Below are 19772 nucleotides of genomic sequence, written 5' to 3'. Positions count from 1 at the left end.
ATAACGAATGTATAAGCAAAATGATATTTAAAAGACAAAGCCTTTTCATAGTATTTATAATTTGATTTTAAAAACATGGTTTGAAATTCTTATCGTAAATGTAGTCATTGAAAAATTTCTACACATCTCCATATTAATAAATTACTCCTTAACCACCCTACCCGAAACCACCTCAACCCCATTGTTTAGCGTTACCAAATACAAACCGTTAGAATACTTTGTCATATCCAAAATGTAGTTGTTTGTACCAAGGGTTGCTTGCAGGGTTTCAGTGTGGAGCAGCCTGCCGGTTAGGTCATAGAGGTAGATGGTTATGGGTTGGGTTTGTGGGGAGGTGTAGATTAGGGTGGCGGTGTTTTGCGTGGGGGTGGGTACGATATGGAGGGTGACAGTTGTTACATCGGGAGTGCCGATACCGGTGAAAAGCAAGTTTTCCTTCCAGGCTATTCTATCATCATGATTCGAAGCAAATAAAGCATCTAAATCACCATCTCCATTTAAGTCGGCTGCATAAACATCTCTAGCATTACTGGCACCGGAGATGTTTTGTGTTGTGCTGAAATTGCCTGTTCCGTCATTTTCATACCATTCTACATCACCATATATAAAATAACCGGATAAATTTAAATAGCCGTAATAAGTAGTAGCCATAATATCAATATCTCCATCGTTATCCAAATCGGCTGTAAAAATTTTTGTTAATTGGTGGTTGGCAGTAGTTAATATAATTTGCTGTTCGCCAAAGTTGCCGAAGCCATCATTTTCTAACCAAGCCATATAATCACCATAAGCCAACAAAACATCTATATCTCCATCCCCATCTAAATCAGCAGTATATAATAATGCTGAAGTGCCGGGAGTTGAAGTGATGATTTCCTGCGACCCAAAAATACCTGCTCCTTCGTTTTTATACCATGCAATTTTACTATGAAAAGCCGATATAAGATCTAAGTCGCCATCGCCATTCAAATCAGCTAAACAAACTGACCTTATTTCATTGTTAGCAGTACTAATGATTTGCAGCGGACTAAAGTAGCCGAAGCCATCATTTTCGAACCAAACTATATTATCACCATAAGTCGCTAACACATCTATATCCCCATCTTCATCTATGTCATCGGCATGAACTGACTTTAAAGGAGTTGTGTTATCAATAAATGCTGTGATGATTTGATATGGTTCAAAATTACCCGCCCCATCGTTTTCGTAGCATACTATTGTATTCTGAAAAGCCGATAATACATCAAAGTCGCCATCGCTATCCAAATCAACAATATAAACATACCCAGATTTATTGATAGATTTATTGATGGTTTGTGGTGGTCCAAAATTACCAATCCCATCGTTTTCGTACCAAGCTATTCTTTTATAAGAACCAGACAATACATCCTTATCCCCGTCACCATCTAAATCAGCAGCATAAACAAAATATGCTTTATACGCAGAAGGAGCGATGATTTTATCATCAATGAAATTACCTAATCCATCATTTTCATACCAAGCTATTTTGGCATCGCGATAAGTTGACGTATAAATACTATTGTTAAAAGAACCTGATATTACGTCTTGATCACCATCCCCATCCAAATCTGCGGCATAAACAGAATGAGCACCAAAGGCATATTGAGTAATGTCATACTGTGATATAAAATTACCTAATCCGTCGTTTTCATACCAGACAACCGAATTTAACTCCAATATGTATAGCTCCATTGAAAAATCATAATACACGTTTCCATTGGTAGATAAAACGTCTAAATCACCATCGCCATCCAAATCAGCAACATAAACTGAAATGGATATTTCGGGGGGAGTATCAGTAAACTCTTGAATGATAAAGTTTCCCAACCCGTCGTTTTCAAACCATGCATTATTTGCCAAATTAAATAACACATCTAAATCCCCATCGCCATCCAAATCAGCAGCAGACACAAACCATATATCATTAGCAGCAATAGTGATAATTTGCTGCACTCCAAAGTTGCCAGAGTCATCGTTTTCATACCAAGCTATTTTGCCATACGCATAAGAAGCCGATAACACATCTGTATCCCCGTCTCCGTCCAAATCGGCAGCATATACAGACAATGCGCCATCGGCAACTGTGGAGATAATCTGTTGCATACCAAAGTTACCATCACCATCATTTTCATACCAGGCTATTTTGTCGTCATTTCTGGAAGCCGACAACACGTCTAAATCCCCGTCCCCATCCAAATCTGCGGCAGAAACAGAACTTGCGCCATCGGCAGTAGGAGAGATAATCTGTTGTAAACCAAAGTTCCCTGCGCCGTCGTTTTCATACCAAGCTATTTTGTCATCCGCATAAGAAGCCGATAACACATCTGTATCCCCATCTCCGTCCAAATCGGCAGCATATACAGACAATGCGCCATCGGCAACTGCGGTAATGATGTGTTTTACTCCAAAATTACTAGCCCCGTCGTTTGCATACCAACCAATTTCATCGTCTTGATAAGAAGCCGATATAACGTCTGTATCACCATCTCCATCTAAATCGGCAATATAAATAGATGATGGAGATATGTTTTTCACAATCACCTCTTGCGAACCAAAGGTTGTTTGAGCAAAAACCGCCATAGTTGATAACAAAAATAAAATAGCACAAATAAATCCTGAAAACCGGGTGAGTTGAAATGATTTCATTGTTCTTATTTTTAAGTGGTTGAAATAAATTTTTTAAGAGTAAGATATTAGACGAAAGATGAAAGACATAAGACGAAAGAACTTACCACTTATGCCTTACCACTTATCCCCCCTACTCCTTCACCACCTTCCCCGAAACCACTTCAACCCCGTTGTTGAGCGTAACCAAATACAAACCCTGTGGATAGGGCAGTATGTCTAAGATGTAGTTGTTTGTTCCGATGGTTGGTTGTAGATTTTCTTCAAACAGAAGCCTGCCGGTCAGGTCGTATAAGGTTAGGATTATGGGTTGGGATTGGTGGCTGTGGTAGGTTAGAGTGGCGGAGTTTCGTGTGGGGTTGGGCAAGATATGGGTTATACCTAAACCCGCAACGGACTGGGTCCGGTTCAGGGTGATGACTTCTCCTGCCTGCCTTGTGGTTCCGTCGTAATCGGTTTGGAAGAGGCGGTAGTAAGTAAACGGGTAGGGATTGGTGTGGGTGTATTGGTAACTTTTTGCGGTGGAAGTGGTGCCTGCTCCGGCTATTTGGGCGAGGGAAGTAAACTCGTTTCCGTCGGGTGAGTATTGGAGAGTGAAGTAGGCGTTGTTAATCTCTGCTGCCGTTGTCCATTGCAAGAGGTTGGTGTGGGGGAGTGTGGTGCCAGTGAATCGGGTGAGCGTTATGGGCAGAGGGGGCGAGGCAGGCAGTTCGTAAACCAGCGTATTCAGAGTGGTATTGGTGATGATGGGCGGGTTTTGGTCAAAGTAAATGTCGGCGGTGTTGTTTACGGGGGTGTTATCGGATAAGCCGGGGAGAGGCTTAACAGCAAACATCACGAAGCCGTGACTGCCGGGTTCGTTGGTTGTGCTGTCGGGCAGCATGATATCGTGAAAATGAAATTCTACCAAGCCATTTGAGTAGCGGTAGGTTTGCATGTCATGGCTGCTGTTGACGATTCGGAAGGTGCTGTGGTCTAAATGTGGAGAAAGCACATCGGTGATGCGCACGTAAAAAGCGGTGTCGTTGCCGGTGTTTTGGAAACGGATGGTATAAAACAGTTCCTCGTCCATGAGGGTATAGTTTTGCGGACCGATACCTGAGGGAGAAACAGTTTTGTCGTTGGGGTCGTAAGCACAATTTACTGTCGGGTAGTACGCAAAACTATTTGTAAAAGTTTGATTGCCGGAACTGTCGTAGCTTGTAACATTGAGGTTGTTTTGTAAAACGGTACCAAATTCAGAAAAACCGGGAGCTTGTATGCCTGCAATGATAAGGTTGTTGCTGTTGGGCAACAGGTTGTTGATATGCCAATAGACAGTACCCATTATGCCGACAGAATCGGGCGGAGGAGTGGCGCTGATAAATGTAAGCAGGTCATCGGGCTGAAAAGCAACAATAGTCAAATCTTCTACTGCCGTTCCTTCGTTGGCAATGGTAAGGTAATAAGTAACAATATCGTTACATCGGTTAAAACCGGAAATCAGATAAGGTTGAATTTCAGAAACCGGATTGACGGGGTAAATGCCAAAATTGTTGTCGTTGCTTCCTTGTGTAGATGTAACGTTTACTGTTAATGTAGTGGGTGAGGTTGCCATCCACCCTTCCGGCAGGGTAAAAGTTAGTATATAATCGCCCTCTTCGGGGTAGAAGAAAGCAAATGTTCCGTTTGTATTGGTATAGGTGTTGATAGAGTTGGGAGTTATGGCTATATTTTGGAAATTTAAACCGAAATCGTCTTCATCGAGTAAGCCGTTTTGGTTGAAATCATAAAACACTGTACCCATGATTTGCGGGTTGTTGGAAAGGTTTTCAAACCAAACAATTTTATCGAATATAGATGTTGCCGCAACGATGTCCAAATCACCATCTCCGTCCATGTCAGCCAGACATACGGCTTCTACCCAACCATTTACATAGGCAGCAATTTGTGCCGAAGTGAAGTCGCTGCCGTTTCCTAAGTTTTCATAATAGTATATTGTTGTTTCATCTACCACAATAATGTCATCATCACCATCTCCATCCAAATCTGATGCTTTTATTTTACAGCACACTGCACCGGCTATAAAGTTGGAATTGCCAAAACTTCCTGCGCCATCGCCTTCAAGCCAAACTAACCAATTAGGGGAAGTTCCTAAATGCCCGATTATATCAATATTACCGTCGTTGTTGATATCCCCAACTTCAACCGGGCTAACCGGATATTGCTCGGCATAAGCGAACCCGGCAAAACCATCATTCAAGTATATCTGTGTTAATGACGATCCTCCACCAAACGTTCTGTTTAAAAAGTCTGCAAACCCGTCATTATTGACATCGGCAAGGACAAAGTTTTTTATGCTGGCGTAGCTGCCGACAAAAGTAAAATTACCTGCGCCATCGTTTAAAAACCATTTCAAGTCATCAGAATCGGTCAGGGCAACAAAATCCATAAAACCGTCATTGTTTAAATCGGCTGTCGCGCCCTTAACACATTGCGACAACAGCAAGTTATCGGCAGGGTTGTTTAAGGCATCGGGTAAAAAGTTCATCCATGCTTGGTGTTGATAGAAAAGTTGTCCTTCGGCACTTCCTGTTTCATATCCAAAATAGGTGATTTTGTTCAAATTATTCATGTAAGCGAACTCGTCGCAGTAGTTGTTGTCGGTGTTTTGAATAATTATTTGAGACGGAGCGAAAGTTGTTCCCGGTTGGTTTTTGTGCCAGACAATATTGCCGTTGCCGCCCGATGCCGATATTACGTCGGGCAATCCGTCTTCGTCCACATCTGCAACATAAACATCGGTAGGATTGGTAATTATGGGATTTATCAGGTTATGATTGGTGAAATTAAAAGGGGAAGTCTGTTCCTCCCATTCCAATACATCGTTGTTTTGGAGGGCTTTAGCAATATCTACCAAACCATCGTTGTTAAAGTCGGCAATTGCAAAGGTCATACCGCAGGCAATTGTATAAGGTAGCCCCTGCCAGGTAAAATTGGCAGAGCCGTCATTTAACAATGCTCCGAAACTTCCACCCCAAGCCCAAGCACTTACTGAGATGATTACATCGGTATATCCGTCGTTGCTTATATCGCTAATTTAAAATCTACGATAGCTGAAAACAGAAACGGGCTTGTGTATAAAACCTCCTGTGCGCCGTAGTTTCCCAGTCCATCGCCGGGTTTCCACGAAACAATGGCAAAATTCGTTTCGTTTACTCCGGCTGTTACCAAGTCGGGAATTCCGTCTCCGTTCAAATCGCCCAGCACCCCTCAAAAGGCGGTACGCCGGCTGCGGGCTGCGGCGGGTTGAAATTGCCCGTGCCATCATTGGCAAACCATATCCAACCGCTGCCTAAAGCAACGAGAATATCTTGATCTCCATCTGAATCAAAATCTTCATACCGTACTTCCGATGCCATTCCAGACAAGTCGTCAATATATTGTAAGGGTCCGAAATTATTTGAACCCAAGTTTTGAAACCATGACAGTCGCCGTTTAATTTCCGACAGCATGAGTATGTCGGAGAAACCATCGCCGTTAAAATCGGGCGTGCCAACCAATATCGGGAGGTTAATTTCCGATTGCGCAATCACCTGTTCGGGACCAAAGGTAATCTGTCCCTCCACCTCTATAGTACTAAACCAAGATAAAACAATACACAAAAAACCCGCTAACGGAGAGAATTGGAATGATTTCATTGTTCTTATTTTTAAGTGGTTGAAATAAATTTTTTAAGAGTAACGTGAGGTTGGAATTAAATTTAGATAAATAATAGTGGGGAATAGAAAAAAGAGGTTGTAGTTGATATAATTTTGAGTTTGGAAAAAAAATCACCAAAAAACAACCACTATATTCTTTATGCTTCTTGTTATAACAAACAAACTGGTATCGTTGTACATAGAGATTGACGATTTATTGCTTGACTATACTAACTGCAATCAATCACACTGTATTTTGGGTCATAAACCTCGGGACGAAAGCTTGGTTTAAGTCCATCGGAAATAGCCACAATTCTTGTATTTTACCAATTATCCGGTTACAAAACTTTTCAATACTACTATGAACAACTCATTTTGGGCGAATTTAACCATTATTTTCCAAAAGCACCCGGCTATAAGCACTTTTTATCATTGATACACAAATGCTTGCCGGTATTAGTGCTTTGGATGTTACGTTCATGTGAAAAAGCCCTCAAAACAGGCTGTTACTTCATAGACGCAACCAAATTACCGGTATGCCATATACATCGTCAAAGCCAAAATCGGGTGTTTAAAGACATCGCTGCCAAAGGTAAGACCTCCACAGGTTGGTTCTTTGGCTTGAAGTTGCATTTAGTCATCAACCAATTCGGAGAAATTGTTAAGTTTGCGCTTACTGCTGGAAATGTGGCAGACAATAACCACAACTTGCTGCGCTATCTGTTGGGCAACTTGCAGGGCAAATGTGCAGCAGACAAAGGCTATTACACCAAACTCTTTGACGAATTTGTTAAACAAGGTTTACAGCTTATCCTAAAACCAAAGAAGAACCGTAAAAATCAATATCCCGCTTTGCCTAAAGATGTCTCTCTCAGTAAAAAAAGAGCATTGATTGAATCGGTAAATGATATTCTGAAAACAGTTTGCAATTTAGAACACACAAGACATCGCAAACCGGAAAACGCAGCTACACATTTTATGGCTGCTCTAATTGCCTATCAACACTTAGATAAAAAACCATCTGTTTTTATCCCCAACGAAAATAATTACACAAACACCATCCAATTTGTTGCTTAATATCACTTAATCCCTTGTAAAATAAGACTCCAATTTCCAACCTCACGTTAAGAGTAAGATATTAGACGAAAGATGAAAGACATAAGACGAAAGAACTTACCACTTATGCCTTACCACTTATCCAATTTACTCCTTCACCACCTTCCCGGAAACCACTTCAACCCCGTTGTTGAGCGTTACCACATACAAACCCTGAGGGTAAGGCAGCATATCTAAAACGCAGTTGTTTGTTCCGATGGTTGCCTGTAGGTTTTTTTCAAACAGCAGCCTGCCGGTCAGGTCGTATAAGGTTAGGGTTATGGGTTGGGATTGGGGGGAGGTGTAGGCTATGGTTGCTGTGTTTTTGGCGGGGTTGGGTATTATTTTTATGGAGAAAGCCGAAGCATCCGGCAAAGTGGTAACGTTTAGTACCGTTTCCAAGAGGTTTTCATGCCAAGCAATGATATTTTCATATCGAGCAGCGAATAAGATGTCATCATCACCATCACCGTCCAAATCGGCAGCAAAAACAGAAGTTGGCCCATTCGTAGTGGTTATTAGTTGTTTTAACCCAAAGTTTCCTGTACCATCGTTTTCATACCATGCTAATTGGTTGTTATATAAAGATGCTGAAATTATATCTACATCACTGTCATTGTCTAAATCAACTGCAAAAACAGACCAAACTCCATTAGCAGTGTTGGAAACAACTTGCATTTGAGTGAAATCTCCGTTTCCATCATTTTGGTACCATGTGATTGTATGGTCATCGGCAGAAGCCGATATTACATCAATATTGCCATCGTTGTTTAAATCGTCCGCAAAAACCGATTGTGCACCTATAGCAGTGCTGGAAATGACCCGTGATTCGCCAAAATTGGCAGAACCATCGTTTTCGTACCATGCAATCGTATTATCTAATCTCGAAGCCGAAAGAATATCAAAATCTCCATCGCCGTCCAAATCATCGGCATAAACACAACGTACTCCCATTGCATTTGTAGATATAGTTTGTTCATCGGTAAAGTTACCCGAACCGTCATTTATATACAAGGCAATTTTATTATCCAATCTTGAGGCCGATATGACATCAAAATCCTCATCGCCGTCCAAATCGGCAGCAAAAACAGAATAAGCCCCTAAAGCATTGGTCGAAACAACTGGCTGTTCTTCAAAACTGCCATTTAAGTTTTTGTACCATGCTATTTTGTTATCCAATTCGGAAGCCGATAAAACATCGTTAATGCCATCTCCGTCTATATCGACCGAGTAAACAGATCGCGCACTTAAAGCAGAAGTAGTAATAATAATTTGCGGCATAAAACGGCCGGCACCATCGTTTTCGTACCATGCTATTTTATTGTCGTTGGCGGAAGCCGATATTACATCTAAATCACCGTCTCCGTCTAAATCAATTGCATAAACAGATTGTGCATCCAAAGCTCCGGCGGTTACAATTTTTACTGTATTAAAATTACCGGCACCATCATTTTCATACCAAACTATCGCTCCTTCATTAAAAGTTGCAATAACATCGAAATCGCCGTCATTATCAAAATCGTCAGCATATACAGGCATGTCATAACTTCCGCTGAATGCTATAATTTGTTCTTGTCCGAATATTCCGGAACCATCATTTTCAAACCAAACTATTTTGTCGTCCCAAGTTGATCCCGATAAAACGTCTATATCTCCGTCACCGTCTAAATCAACAGCAAAAACAGATTTAACTCCAGCGGAATTAATAGATATGATTTGTTCTGCACCGAAAATTCACGATCCGTCGTTTTCATACCAGGCAACTTTGTCATCAAAAAAAGAAGCCGTCAAAACATCTAAATCACCATCTCCGTCCAAGTCAGACGCTGATGCATAAGTATTGCCAACAGAATCATCTATGGCAATAATTTGCTGCGCTCCGAAATTGCCGCTTCCATCGTTTCTATACCATGCTACTTTATTGTCAATGTAAGAAGCCGAGATGACATCCAAATCTCCGTCTTGGTCTAAATCGGCAGCATAAACCGATTGAGCGCCAACAGTAAATAAAGAGATTATTTTTTGCGGACTAAAATTGCCGGTTCCTTCATTTTCATACCAGGCTATTTTATTATCCCAATCTGAAGCAGATAAAACATCAATGTCTCCATCGCCATCTAAATCTGAAGCATACACGGAGACGGCCATTAGCGCATTAACAGAGATAATTTGTTGAGAACCAAAATTACCCATTCCGTCGTTTTCGTACCAAGCTATTTTGTTGTCATTAAAAGAAGCCGACAACACGTCTATATCTCCATCGCCGTCAAGATCGGCGGCATAAACAGATTTTACCCCATCAACGAGAGTGGTTACAATTCGCTCAAGACCAAAGTTTCCGATACTGTCGTTTTCATACCATGTTATTTTATTATTATTAAATGAACTTGCCAAAACATCCAAATCGCCATCGCCATCAATATCGGAACTATAAATAGTGGTTGCATCTATCGGTATGTTGGAGATAAAACGCCGAGTGTCAAACAGAGTTTGTCCATAAATCAATTCGGCAAATAATGAGCAAACTGCGTAAGTCAAAAGTGGGGTTAATTTTCTCATCTCTGGTAAAATTTATCGTAATTATTTACTTTTTAGGAAACTCTTGTCCGTAAAAATATAGCCGAGAAACTACACTATGGCGGTTTTACTGTTGGTTTACTCCTTCACCACCTTTCCCGAAACCACCTCAATCTCATTGTTGAGCGTAACCACATACAAACCCTGCGGGTAAGGCAGCATATCTAAAACGTAGTTGTTTGTTCCAAAGGTTGGCTGTAGGTTTTTTTCAAACAGCAGTCTTCCGGTCAGGTCGTAGAAATTTAGGGTTATGGGTTGGGATTGGGGGCTGTGGTAGGTTAGGGTGGCTGTGTTTTTTACGGAGTGTTCTTGTGGTAAAAATCAAGCCTGTATAAGATTTTCCACTTCCAATTTAAGTGTTGGCAGGTGGTTTACGATTACCGCCCATATTTGAACAAGCTCCACTTCATCGTAGCCATGCGAAATTTTATTGCTCATGTTAATGATTTTTCTGGTGTTGGAAATGGTAATATCAGGCTTCATATCCAACAGACGTTTTACTGCCTCCCCAATAATTTCAAAATTGCGTTCAACAGCTTGTTGAACGAGTTTATTTTGCTCATAACCGGCAAAATCTAAAGGATAACCAACATACACATTAATATTGCCGATGCTGTCCAAGATGTCTTGCAAAAGTTTATAGTACCTGTTATCCATAAACCTTTACTTTAGAGGCATTGATTTCCCGAATAAAGTAGGGGTTTTTAGGTGTGGACTCTTGCAGTAAATCAATCTTTCTTTGCAGTAAATCTTCAAGTTCGAACTGTAAATTCCACATTAACTCCCCTTTTTCAAGCGGCGACAACCCCTCTTCAAAATTGACGAGTAAATCAATATCGCTTTGTTCATTAAATTCCTTCGTTACTGCCGAACCGAATACAAAAGCATTCCTGATTTTATGCGTTTGTAGTATCGTAATCACCCCGGGTAAATGTTTTGCTAAATAAGAATGTAGCATGTGATGCCGTAAATTTGTGATTAGTAAATCCAAAGATAAACAAAGTTTCAACTTAGTGCTTTAAAAATTCAAATTAGTCCGCAGATATGCCCCCTACTCCTTCACCACCCTCCCAGAAACCACCTCAACCCCGTTGTTGAACGTAACCACATACAAACCCTGCGGATAAGGCAGCATATCTAAAACGTAGTTGTTTGTTCCAAAGGTTGGCTGTAGGTTTTTTTCAAACAGCAGTCTTCCGGTCAGGTCGTATAGGATTAGGGTAACGGGTTGGGATTGTGGGGTGGTGTAGGTTATTGTGGCTGAGTTCTTGGTGGGGTTGGGCAGGATATGGGTTAGGGCAAAACTTCCGGCGGGTCGGGTTCGGTTCATGGTGATGACTTCTCCTGCCTGCCTTGTGGTTCCGTCGTAATCGGTTTGGAGGAGGCGGTAGTAGGTGAGCGGGAAGGGATTACTGTGTGAATGTTGGTAGCTCTTTGCTGTGGAAGTGGTGCCTGCTCCGGCTATTTGGGCGAGGGAAGTAAACTCGTTGCCATTAGGTGAGTATTGGAGGGTGAAGTAGGCATTGTTAACCTCTGCTGCCGTTGTCCATTGGAGGAGGTTGTCTTGGGGTTGAACCGTACCGGTGAATCGGGTGAGCGTTATGGGCAGAGGGGGCGAGGCAGGCAGTTCGTAAACCAGCGTATTCAGAGTGGTATTGGTGATGATGGGCGGGTTTTGGTCAAAGTAAATGTCGGCGGTGTTGTTTACGGGGGTGTTATCGGATAAGCTGGGGAGAGGTTTAACAGCAAACATCACGAAGCCGTGACTGCCGGGTTCGTTGGTTGTGCTGTCGGGCAGCATGATATCGTGAAAATGAAATTCTACCAAGCCATTTGAGTAGCGGTAGGTTTGCATGTCATGGCTGCTGTTGATAATCCGGAAACTGTTGTGGTCTAAATGGGAGGACAGCACATCGGTGATGCGCACGTAAAAAGCGGTGTCGTTGCCGGTGTTTTGAAATCGGATGGTGTAAAACAGTTCCTCGTCCATGAGGGTATAGTTTTGCTCACCGATACCCGATGGTGTAACTGTTTTGTCGTTGGGGTCGTAAGCACAATTTACTGTCGGGTAAGTATTACTGAATAAATAGTTTGTATTATTTTGTATTTTTGCGCCTATGGGACGAGTAAACACACCGATACTAAGTGAAACAGGTCGAAAAGAGTTAGAGACACTGTTTAAAAAATCAGATAACCATAGTTTGCGAAAACGCTGCCAGACAATTTTGTTAAAAGCTGAGGGTCGGCATTCAAAAGATGTAGGAAGCATAGTAGGCATGTGTCATGTGAGTGTGAACAGTTGGTTAAAACGGTATAAATCAGATGGGATAGCAGGCTTATACATCAAACCGGGGCGTGGCAAAAAGCCTCTTATTGATAAAAAATCGGATGAGCATGCTATCTTGGAAGCCGTCAGTCAGCATCGCCAAAAAGTAGCTACCGCCAAGGCAGAATGGGAGGCTTCAAGTGGAAAAGAAGTAAGCAAGAGCACTTTTAAACGTTTTTTAAAAAGCTTGGGGGACGATATAGACGTATAAGAAAGCGTTGCAAAGGAAAGCCTGATGAGCAAATTTATCAGTCGAAGAAATCGGACTTGCAAGAATTGGAGAAGTTGTCCAAAAAGGGCAGATAGACCTATTTTATGGCGATGAAAGCAGGGTTAGTAGCGAGGGATATGTCCCCTACGGCTGGCAATTCCCCGATGAGAAAGTGGCTGTATATACAGAAAAAGGGTACAAAGTCAATATATTTGGCTTGATTAGCAGAACAAATCAATGCTATTGGGAAACCACCCAACAGAATATAGATGCCAAGTTTATTGTCAATCATTTGGATAAATTATCGCTTAACATCAGAAAACATACCGTTGTTGTCTTGGATAATTCCAGTGTCCACCAATCTAAATTATTGAACCTCTTACTGCCTATTTGGCAAAACAGAGGCTTGTTTGTCTTTTTCTGCCCACTTACTCGCCGCATTTGAACATCGCCGAAACGATGTGGAGAAAGTTAAAGTGTGAGTGGCTTGTTCCAGAAGATTACCTCGAAAAAGATAGCCTCCTTTATGCTGTCAATCGTTGTATGGCTAATATAGGCAATCATCTCAAAATCAATTTTAGCCCTTTTAATGCAAACTAAATATGGTCAAGTACTTAGTACGCAAAACTATTTGTAAAAGTTTGATTGCCGGAACTGTCGTAGCTTGTAACATTGAGGTTGTTTTGTAAAACTGTACCAAATTCAGAAAAACCGGGAGCTTGTATGCCGGCAATGATAAGGTTGTTGCTGTTGGGCAACAGGTTGTTGATATGCCAATAGACAGTACCCATTATGCCGACAGAATCGGGCGGAGGATTGGCGCTGATAAATGTAAGCAGGTCATCGGGCTGAAAAGCAACAATAGTCAAATCTTCTACTGCCGTTCCTTCGTTGGCAATGGTAAGGTAATAAGTAACAATATCGTTACATCGGTTAAAACCGGAAATCAGATAAGGTTGAATTTCAGAAACCGGATTGACGGGGTAAATGCCAAAATTGTTGTCGTTGCTTCCTTGTGTAGATGTAACGTTTACTGTTAATGTAGTGGGTGAGGTTGCCATCCACCCTTCCGGCAGGGTAAAAGTTAGTATATAATCGCCCTCTTCGGGGTAGAAGAAAGCAAATGTTCCGTTTGCATTGGTATAGGTGTTGATAGAGTTGGGAGTTATGGCTATATTTTGGAAATTTAAACCGAAATCGTCTTCATCAAGTAAGCCGTTTTGGTTGAAATCATAAAACACTGTACCCATGATTTGCGGGTTGTTGGAAAGGTTTTCAAACCAAACAATTTTATCGAATATAGATGTTGCCGCAACGATGTCCAAATCACCATCTCCGTCCATATCAGCCAGACATACGGCTTCTACCCAACCATTTACATAGGCAGCAATTTGTGCCGAAGTGAAGTCGCTGCCGTTTCCTAAGTTTTCATAATAGTATATTGTTGTTTCATCTACCACAATAATGTCATCATCACCATCTCCATCCAAATCTGATGCTTTTATTTTACAGCACACTGCACCGGCTATAAAGTTGGAATTACCAAAACTTCCTGCGCCATCGCCTTCAAGCCAAACTAACCAATTAGGGGAAGTTCCTAAATGCCCGATTATATCAATATTACCGTCGTTGTTGATATCCCCAACTTCAACCGGGCTAATCGGATATTGCTCGGCATAAGCGAACCCGGCAAAACCATCATTCAAGTATATCTGTGTTAATGACGATCCTCCGCCAAACGTTCTGTTTAAAAAGTCTGCAAACCCGTCATTATTGACATCGGCAAGGACAAAGTTTTTTATGCTGGCGTAGCTGCCGACAAAAGTAAAATTACCTGCGCCATCGTTTAAAAACCATTTCAAGTCATCAGAATCGGTCAGGGCAACAAAATCCATAAAACCGTCATTGTTTAAATCGGCTGCTGCGCCCTTAACACATTGCGACAACAGCAAGTTATCGGCAGGGTTGTTTAAGGCATCGGGTAAAAAGTTCATCCATGCTTGGTGTTGATAGAAAAGTTGTCCTTCGGCACTTCCGGTTTCATATCCAAAATAGGTGATTTTGTTCAAATTATTCATGTAAGCGAACTCGTCGCAGTAGTTGTTGTCGGTGTTTTGAATAATTATTTGAGACGGAGCGAAAGTTGTTCCCGGTTGGTTTTTGTGCCAGACAATATTGCCGTTGCCGCCCGATGCCGATATTACGTCGGGCAATCCGTCTTCGTCCACATCTGCAACATAAACATCGGTAGGATTGGTAATTATGGGATTTATCAGGTTATGATTGGTGAAATTAAAAGGGGAAGTCTGTTCCTCCCATTCCAATACATCGTTGTTTTGGAGGGCTTTAGCAATATCTACCAAACCATCGTTGTTAAAGTCGGCAATTGCAAAGGTCATACCGCAGGCAATTGTATAAGGTAGCCCCTGCCAGGTAAAATTGGCAGAGCCGTCATTTAACAATGCTCCGAAACTTCCACCCCAAGCCCAAGCACTTACTGAGATGATTACATCGGTATATCCGTCGTTGCTTATATCGGCCAATTTAAAATCTCCGATAGCTGAAAACAGAAACGGGCTTGTGTATAAAACCTCCTGTGCGCCGTAGTTTCCCAGTCCATCGCCGGGTTTCCACGAAACAATGGCAAAATTCGTTTCGTTTACTCCGGCTGTTACCAAGTCGGGAATTCCGTCTCCGTTCAAATCGCCCAGCACCCCCTCAAAAGGCGGTACGCCGGCTGCGGGCTGCGGCGGGTTGAAATTGCCCGTGCCATCATTGGCAAACCATATCCAACCGCTGCCTAAAGCAACGAGAATATCTTGATCTCCATCTGAATCAAAATCTTCATACCGTACTTCCGATGCCATTCCAGACAAGTCGTCAATATATTGTAAGGGTCCGAAATTATTTGAACCCAAGTTTTGAAACCATGACAGTCGCCGATTAATTTCCGACAGCATGAGTATGTCGGAGAAACCATCGCCGTTAAAATCGGGCGTGCCAACCAATATCGGGAGGTTAATTTCCGATTGCGCAATCACCTGTTCGGGACCAAAGGTAATCTGTCCCTCCACCTCTACAGTACAAAACCAAGATAAAACAATACACAAAAAACCCGCTAACGGAGAGAATTGGAATGATTTCATTGTTCTTATTTTTAAGTGGTTGAAATAAATTTTTTAAGAGTAAGATATTAGACGAAAGATGAAAGACATAAGACGAAAGAACTTACCACTTATGCCTTACCACTTATCCAATCTACTCCTTCACCACCTTCCCCGAAACCACCTCCACCCCATTGTTGAGCGTTACCACATACAAACCCTGCGGATAGGGCAGCATATCCAAAACGCAATTGTTTGTTCCGATGGTAGCCTGTATTGTTGCTTCATGCAGCAGCCTGCCGGTCAGGTCGTATAGGATTAGGGTAACGGGTTGGGTTTGTGGGGAGGTGTAGATTAGGGTGGCGGAGTTTCGTGTGGGGTTGGGCAAGATATGGGTTATACCTAAACCCGCAACGGACTGGGTCCGGTTCAGGGTGATGACTTCTCCTGCCTGCCTTGTGGTTCCGTCGTAATCGGTTTGGAGGAGGCGGTAGTAGGTGAGCGGATAGGGATTGGCGTGGGTATATTGGTAACTCTTTGCGGCGGAGGCAGTGCCTGCTCCGGCTATTTGGGCGAGGGAAGTAAACTCGTTGCCATTAGGTGAGTATTGGAGGGTGAAGTAGGCATTGTTAACCTCTGCTGCCGTTGTCCATTGGAGGAGGTTGTCTTGGGGTTGAACCGTACCGGTGAATCGGGTGAGCGTTATGGGCAGAGGGGGCGAGGCAGGCAGTTCGTAAACCAGCGTATTCAGAGTGGTATTGGTGATGATGGGCGGGTTTTGGTCAAAGTAAATGTCGGCGGTGTTGTTTACGGGGGTGTTATCGGATAAGCTGGGGAGAGGTTTAACAGCAAACATCACGAAGCCGTGACTGCCGGGTTCGTTGGTTGTGCTGTCGGGCAGCATGATATCGTGAAAATGAAATTCTACCAAACCGTCCGGGTAGCGGTAGGTTTGCATGTCATGGCTGCTGTTGACGATTCGGAAGGTGCTGTGGTCTAAATGTGGAGAAAGCACATCGGTGATGCGCACGTAAAAAGCGGTGTCGTTGCCGGTGTTTTGGAAACGGATGGTATAAAACAGTTCCTCGTCAACAAGGGTATAGTTTTGCTCCCAAATTCCTTCGGGAGTAACCGTTTTATCGTTGGGGTCGTAGGCGCATACAACTATGGGGGTGTAAGTATAAGTAGCTGTGTCAGTTGGATTACCTGTATTGTTGTAGCATGTAGCAGACAGGCTGTTTTGCAAGTAAGAACCTATATTAGTAAAATCGGGGGCTTGAAAGTATGCTGTCAATAAGCTGTTGCTATTAGGCAACAGATTATTAACATGCCAGTAAATCACTCCGGAAGTACTTATTGAATCGGGAGGGAGAAAAGCAAAGGAAAAAGTAAGCAGAGGGTCAGGCTGAAAAGCAACAATTGTCATGTCTTCTATTGCTGTTCCTTCGTTTGCAATGGTGAGGTAATAAGGCACAGAGTTACTGCATCGGTTTAAGCCGGAGTTAATATAGGTTTGAATATCAGAAATAGGGCTAATGGGGTAAATGCCAAAATTGTTATCGCTACTTCCTTGTACAGTGGAAACACTTACTGATAACGTTGTGGGCGAAGTTGCTGCCCATCCCTCCGGCAAATTAAAAGTTAAATTGTACTCGCCGGCATTGGGGGTAACAAAAGTAAATCCTCCGTTTGAATTGGAATATGTGTTTACTACGTTTGGAGTAAGGGTAATGTTTTGAAAATTTAAACCGAAATCGTCTTCATCGAGTAGCCCGTTTTGGTTGTTATCGTAAAACACCGTTCCTGAGATTTGCTGGTTGTCAGACATATTTTCATACCATACTATTGATGATTCAAAAGGTATCGAAAAGTAATTTGTACTTGCAATTACAACATCTAAATCAAAATCCCCATCCATATCAACCATTTTCATGCTCATAGTATTGATGGGAATATCCGTTATCATTTGTTGTATCGGACTAAAAATTCCATAGCCCAGATTTTCAAAAAACACTATATTAGATGCCAATAGACCAATTAAGTCCATATCTCCATCAAGATCCATATCTACTAACTGAACATTAGACATATCGGCTTCACCAATAACCTGTGGAGTTCCAAAACTACCTGTTCCATTGGCGGGTAACCATAAAAATTGTGAATCCTGACTTAAAAAGAAATCAGAGAAGCCGTCCCCATTAAAATCTTCATTGTTAGATGTATTTGAAATACTATCGCTGACGGGTAAGCTAATTTCAGGTAATAGTTGAAAGTCCTCTCCGGTATTTACATGCCAGATTAACAAATTGCCGGAAATAACACCTATATCTTTCAGCCCATTATTGTCAAAGTCTTCTATTAACCAGTTGCTGTAATCAAAAGAATAGAATGAGTAGAAGTTGTCAAAATTTCCATCCCCATTGTTTAAAAAAACACTAAAAAAAAGTTCTGTTTCATCTACTGATACTATATCTATTGCTCCATCATTGTTCAAATCTGAAAAACGAATATCATAAGTATTGTTTGAAAAAGTGATTTCAAGTGGCACCGCATCATCAACATAATAATATCCACTTGTATAAACAAAGCCTCTATATAACTTCACCTGTCCATCAAAATCCAAAGTTATCAAATCAATAAAATCGTCGTTATCAAATTTGCCTATGTACAGAACTATCATTGGCGATAAATAAAAGAAACCTGCACAATCAGGGTGTTGAATTTTTAGGGTAATAAAATCGCCTGTTTCTGTTTGGGTATAATATGTCAAATAACCTAATATCATATCAACATCGTAATTTATGGTTACAAAGTCAATTAGATTATCGTCATTTAAATATACAGGATAAATATTTTGTATATAGGAGCAAGAAGTGTAGGTTAAGGGTATTTCCGGAAAACCATCAAAACGTATCCCTACATAATCTTCTCTGCTTTTGCTGTTTACAATATCCCACAATCCATCAGAATTTAAATCCACAGCGTTTAAATATAAACTGGTACAATATTCCTGCAAATTTGAAGACGTAGTAAACTGACCGATTCCATTATTGTAAGTTATGTTCAGCAAAACGCTGTTTTCTTCCCAATTGCTAAGACCTAATGTGCTGACTATGTCTAAATCTCCATCATAGTCATAATCTAACAACTGAATACTGTAAAAATTAGATGCTTCACCACCGCCCATTCCATATCCGTACGAAGGAGCAAAAATATCTTGTACAGGGCCAAAATTATTACTGCCATCATTAGGCAACCAAGCTAACCGTAGCGTAGGGTTTTCAAAATCTTGTAGTGTTCCGTAATGGATTAAAATATCGTTATCTCCGTCTGAATCTAAATCGGCAGTAGCGATATAGGAAGGCTGGTAAAGCGGATCTCCTATTAATTGTTTGGGTCCAAAGTTCCCGCTTCCATCGTTGGCATACCAAACCAATCTGCCTCCTTCAAAACCGGCTACTATATCAGGTAAAGCGTCATTGTTTACATCTGCTACATCCACACTACCGGCATAAGTAGGTTGAACGTCAACCATTGGTTGGGCTGAACCAAAGACCCCCTCTCCATTATTTGACAGCCACACCAATTGGTTATTTATGGCAAGCAAAATATCATTATCTCCATCCAGATCAAAATCTGAATATTTTATATCCCTTATAGTATTGGGGAGATTTATTGTTTGAGGTATGCCAAAACTACCATTCCCATTATTGAGAAACCATTTGACTTGATTTCCATCAAAACCTAAAAAATCTACATCGTCATCACCATCAACATCTGTGACGATTATTCCTGCTAAAAACCCTTCAACGAGTACTTGAGCGCGTTGAAAACTGTTGTTTCCGTCATTTTTAAACCACGACACTAAAGACCAATCCGAGTGAACTACTATAATATCCAATAATCCATCGGAATTAATATCTGCACTATATACTTCGGTGGGGTTATTGACTTCTAATTGCGCTATCACCTGCTGAGGTCCAAAGGTGGTTTGCGAATAACCACTACCGGCAACTAAGATGCCAAGAATAATAACCAAATAAACGTATAATTTTTTCATAGTTGTTGAATTTTATGGTAGAGAAAACGAAAGATATTAGATGTGAAACGAAAGGAGTTATCAATGATGCCTC

14 protein-coding genes and 1 pseudogene are annotated in these 19772 nt (G+C 41.6%); 3 read left to right on the top strand and 12 right to left on the bottom strand.

Annotated elements, in window-relative coordinates:
- Window positions 1-141: 141 nt before the first annotated feature.
- The 4 genes from IPM47_08345 to IPM47_08330 form a co-directional block, all read right to left on the bottom strand.
- Entirely contained in the window at window positions 142-2667 is a 2526-nt protein-coding gene (locus IPM47_08345; protein ID QQS30916.1) for a T9SS type A sorting domain-containing protein, read from the bottom strand.
- 112 nt (window positions 2668-2779) lie between these two features.
- Window positions 2780-5581: a T9SS type A sorting domain-containing protein gene (locus IPM47_08340; protein ID QQS30915.1), complete on the bottom strand. Its 2802-nt coding sequence runs from the start codon at window positions 5579-5581 to the stop codon at window positions 2780-2782.
- A gap of 131 nt (window positions 5582-5712) precedes the next feature.
- Complete coding sequence (locus IPM47_08335) at window positions 5713-5895, bottom strand: hypothetical protein (GenBank protein QQS30914.1); 183 nt, start codon at window positions 5893-5895, stop codon at window positions 5713-5715.
- On the bottom strand, window positions 5880-6326 hold the full coding sequence (locus tag IPM47_08330; protein ID QQS30913.1) for a VCBS repeat-containing protein: 447 nt from the start codon (window positions 6324-6326) through the stop codon (window positions 5880-5882). Before IPM47_08330 ends, IPM47_08335 begins: the two co-directional genes overlap by 16 nt.
- A 303-nt stretch (window positions 6327-6629) precedes the next feature.
- Between IPM47_08330 and IPM47_08325 the strand changes: the two genes are divergently transcribed.
- Window positions 6630-7403 carry an IS982 family transposase gene (locus IPM47_08325; GenBank protein ID QQS31423.1) on the top strand — a complete coding sequence of 258 codons (774 nt, stop codon included), beginning with the start codon at window positions 6630-6632 and terminating at the stop codon, window positions 7401-7403.
- A gap of 126 nt (window positions 7404-7529) precedes the next feature.
- Here IPM47_08325 and IPM47_08320 read toward each other — a convergent pair whose 3' ends face one another.
- From IPM47_08320 to IPM47_08295, 6 genes are all read right to left on the bottom strand, one after another.
- The gene (locus tag IPM47_08320) at window positions 7530-8960 is read right to left on the bottom strand and encodes a T9SS type A sorting domain-containing protein (protein ID QQS30912.1); all 1431 of its coding nucleotides are present in this window, start codon (window positions 8958-8960) and stop codon (window positions 7530-7532) included.
- A gap of 195 nt (window positions 8961-9155) precedes the next feature.
- A complete protein-coding gene (locus IPM47_08315; GenBank protein ID QQS30911.1) occupies window positions 9156-9980 on the bottom strand; it encodes a VCBS repeat-containing protein in 825 nt (274 codons plus the stop codon).
- Between the two features lie 96 nt (window positions 9981-10076).
- Entirely contained in the window at window positions 10077-10250 is a 174-nt protein-coding gene (locus tag IPM47_08310; GenBank protein QQS31422.1) for a T9SS type A sorting domain-containing protein, read from the bottom strand.
- Between the two features lie 69 nt (window positions 10251-10319).
- A complete protein-coding gene (locus IPM47_08305) occupies window positions 10320-10655 on the bottom strand; it encodes a DUF86 domain-containing protein (protein ID QQS30910.1) in 336 nt (111 codons plus the stop codon).
- Entirely contained in the window at window positions 10648-10956 is a 309-nt protein-coding gene (locus IPM47_08300; GenBank protein ID QQS30909.1) for a nucleotidyltransferase domain-containing protein, read from the bottom strand. Before IPM47_08300 ends, IPM47_08305 begins: the two co-directional genes overlap by 8 nt.
- Window positions 10957-11049: 93 nt before the next feature.
- On the bottom strand, window positions 11050-12132 hold the full coding sequence (locus IPM47_08295) for a T9SS type A sorting domain-containing protein (GenBank protein ID QQS30908.1): 1083 nt from the start codon (window positions 12130-12132) through the stop codon (window positions 11050-11052).
- Here IPM47_08295 and IPM47_08290 point away from each other — a divergent pair.
- Both IPM47_08290 and IPM47_08285 read left to right on the top strand, forming a co-directional pair.
- Window positions 12116-12535 (top strand): helix-turn-helix domain containing protein, encoded by a 420-nt coding sequence (locus tag IPM47_08290; protein QQS30907.1) that lies wholly within the window; start codon window positions 12116-12118, stop codon window positions 12533-12535. The genes IPM47_08295 and IPM47_08290 overlap by 17 nt on opposite strands.
- Window positions 12536-12626: 91 nt before the next feature.
- Window positions 12627-13135: pseudogene (locus IPM47_08285) on the top strand (transposase).
- A 14-nt stretch (window positions 13136-13149) separates the two neighbouring features.
- On the opposite strand, the gene IPM47_08280 reads toward IPM47_08285, so the two are convergent.
- Complete coding sequence (locus IPM47_08280) at window positions 13150-15681, bottom strand: VCBS repeat-containing protein (protein ID QQS30906.1); 2532 nt, start codon at window positions 15679-15681, stop codon at window positions 13150-13152.
- Between the two features lie 112 nt (window positions 15682-15793).
- The gene (locus IPM47_08275; GenBank protein ID QQS30905.1) at window positions 15794-19699 is read right to left on the bottom strand and encodes a VCBS repeat-containing protein; all 3906 of its coding nucleotides are present in this window, start codon (window positions 19697-19699) and stop codon (window positions 15794-15796) included.
- Between the last annotated feature and the right edge of the window lie 73 nt (window positions 19700-19772).

The sequence above is a fragment of the Sphingobacteriales bacterium genome (genome assembly GCA_016700115.1).
In the GTDB taxonomy this organism is placed as follows: domain Bacteria; phylum Bacteroidota; class Bacteroidia; order Chitinophagales; family UBA2359; genus UBA2359.
The sequence above is the reverse complement of the archived record's forward strand: the minus strand, read 5'-3'. Positions and strand labels throughout refer to the sequence as shown.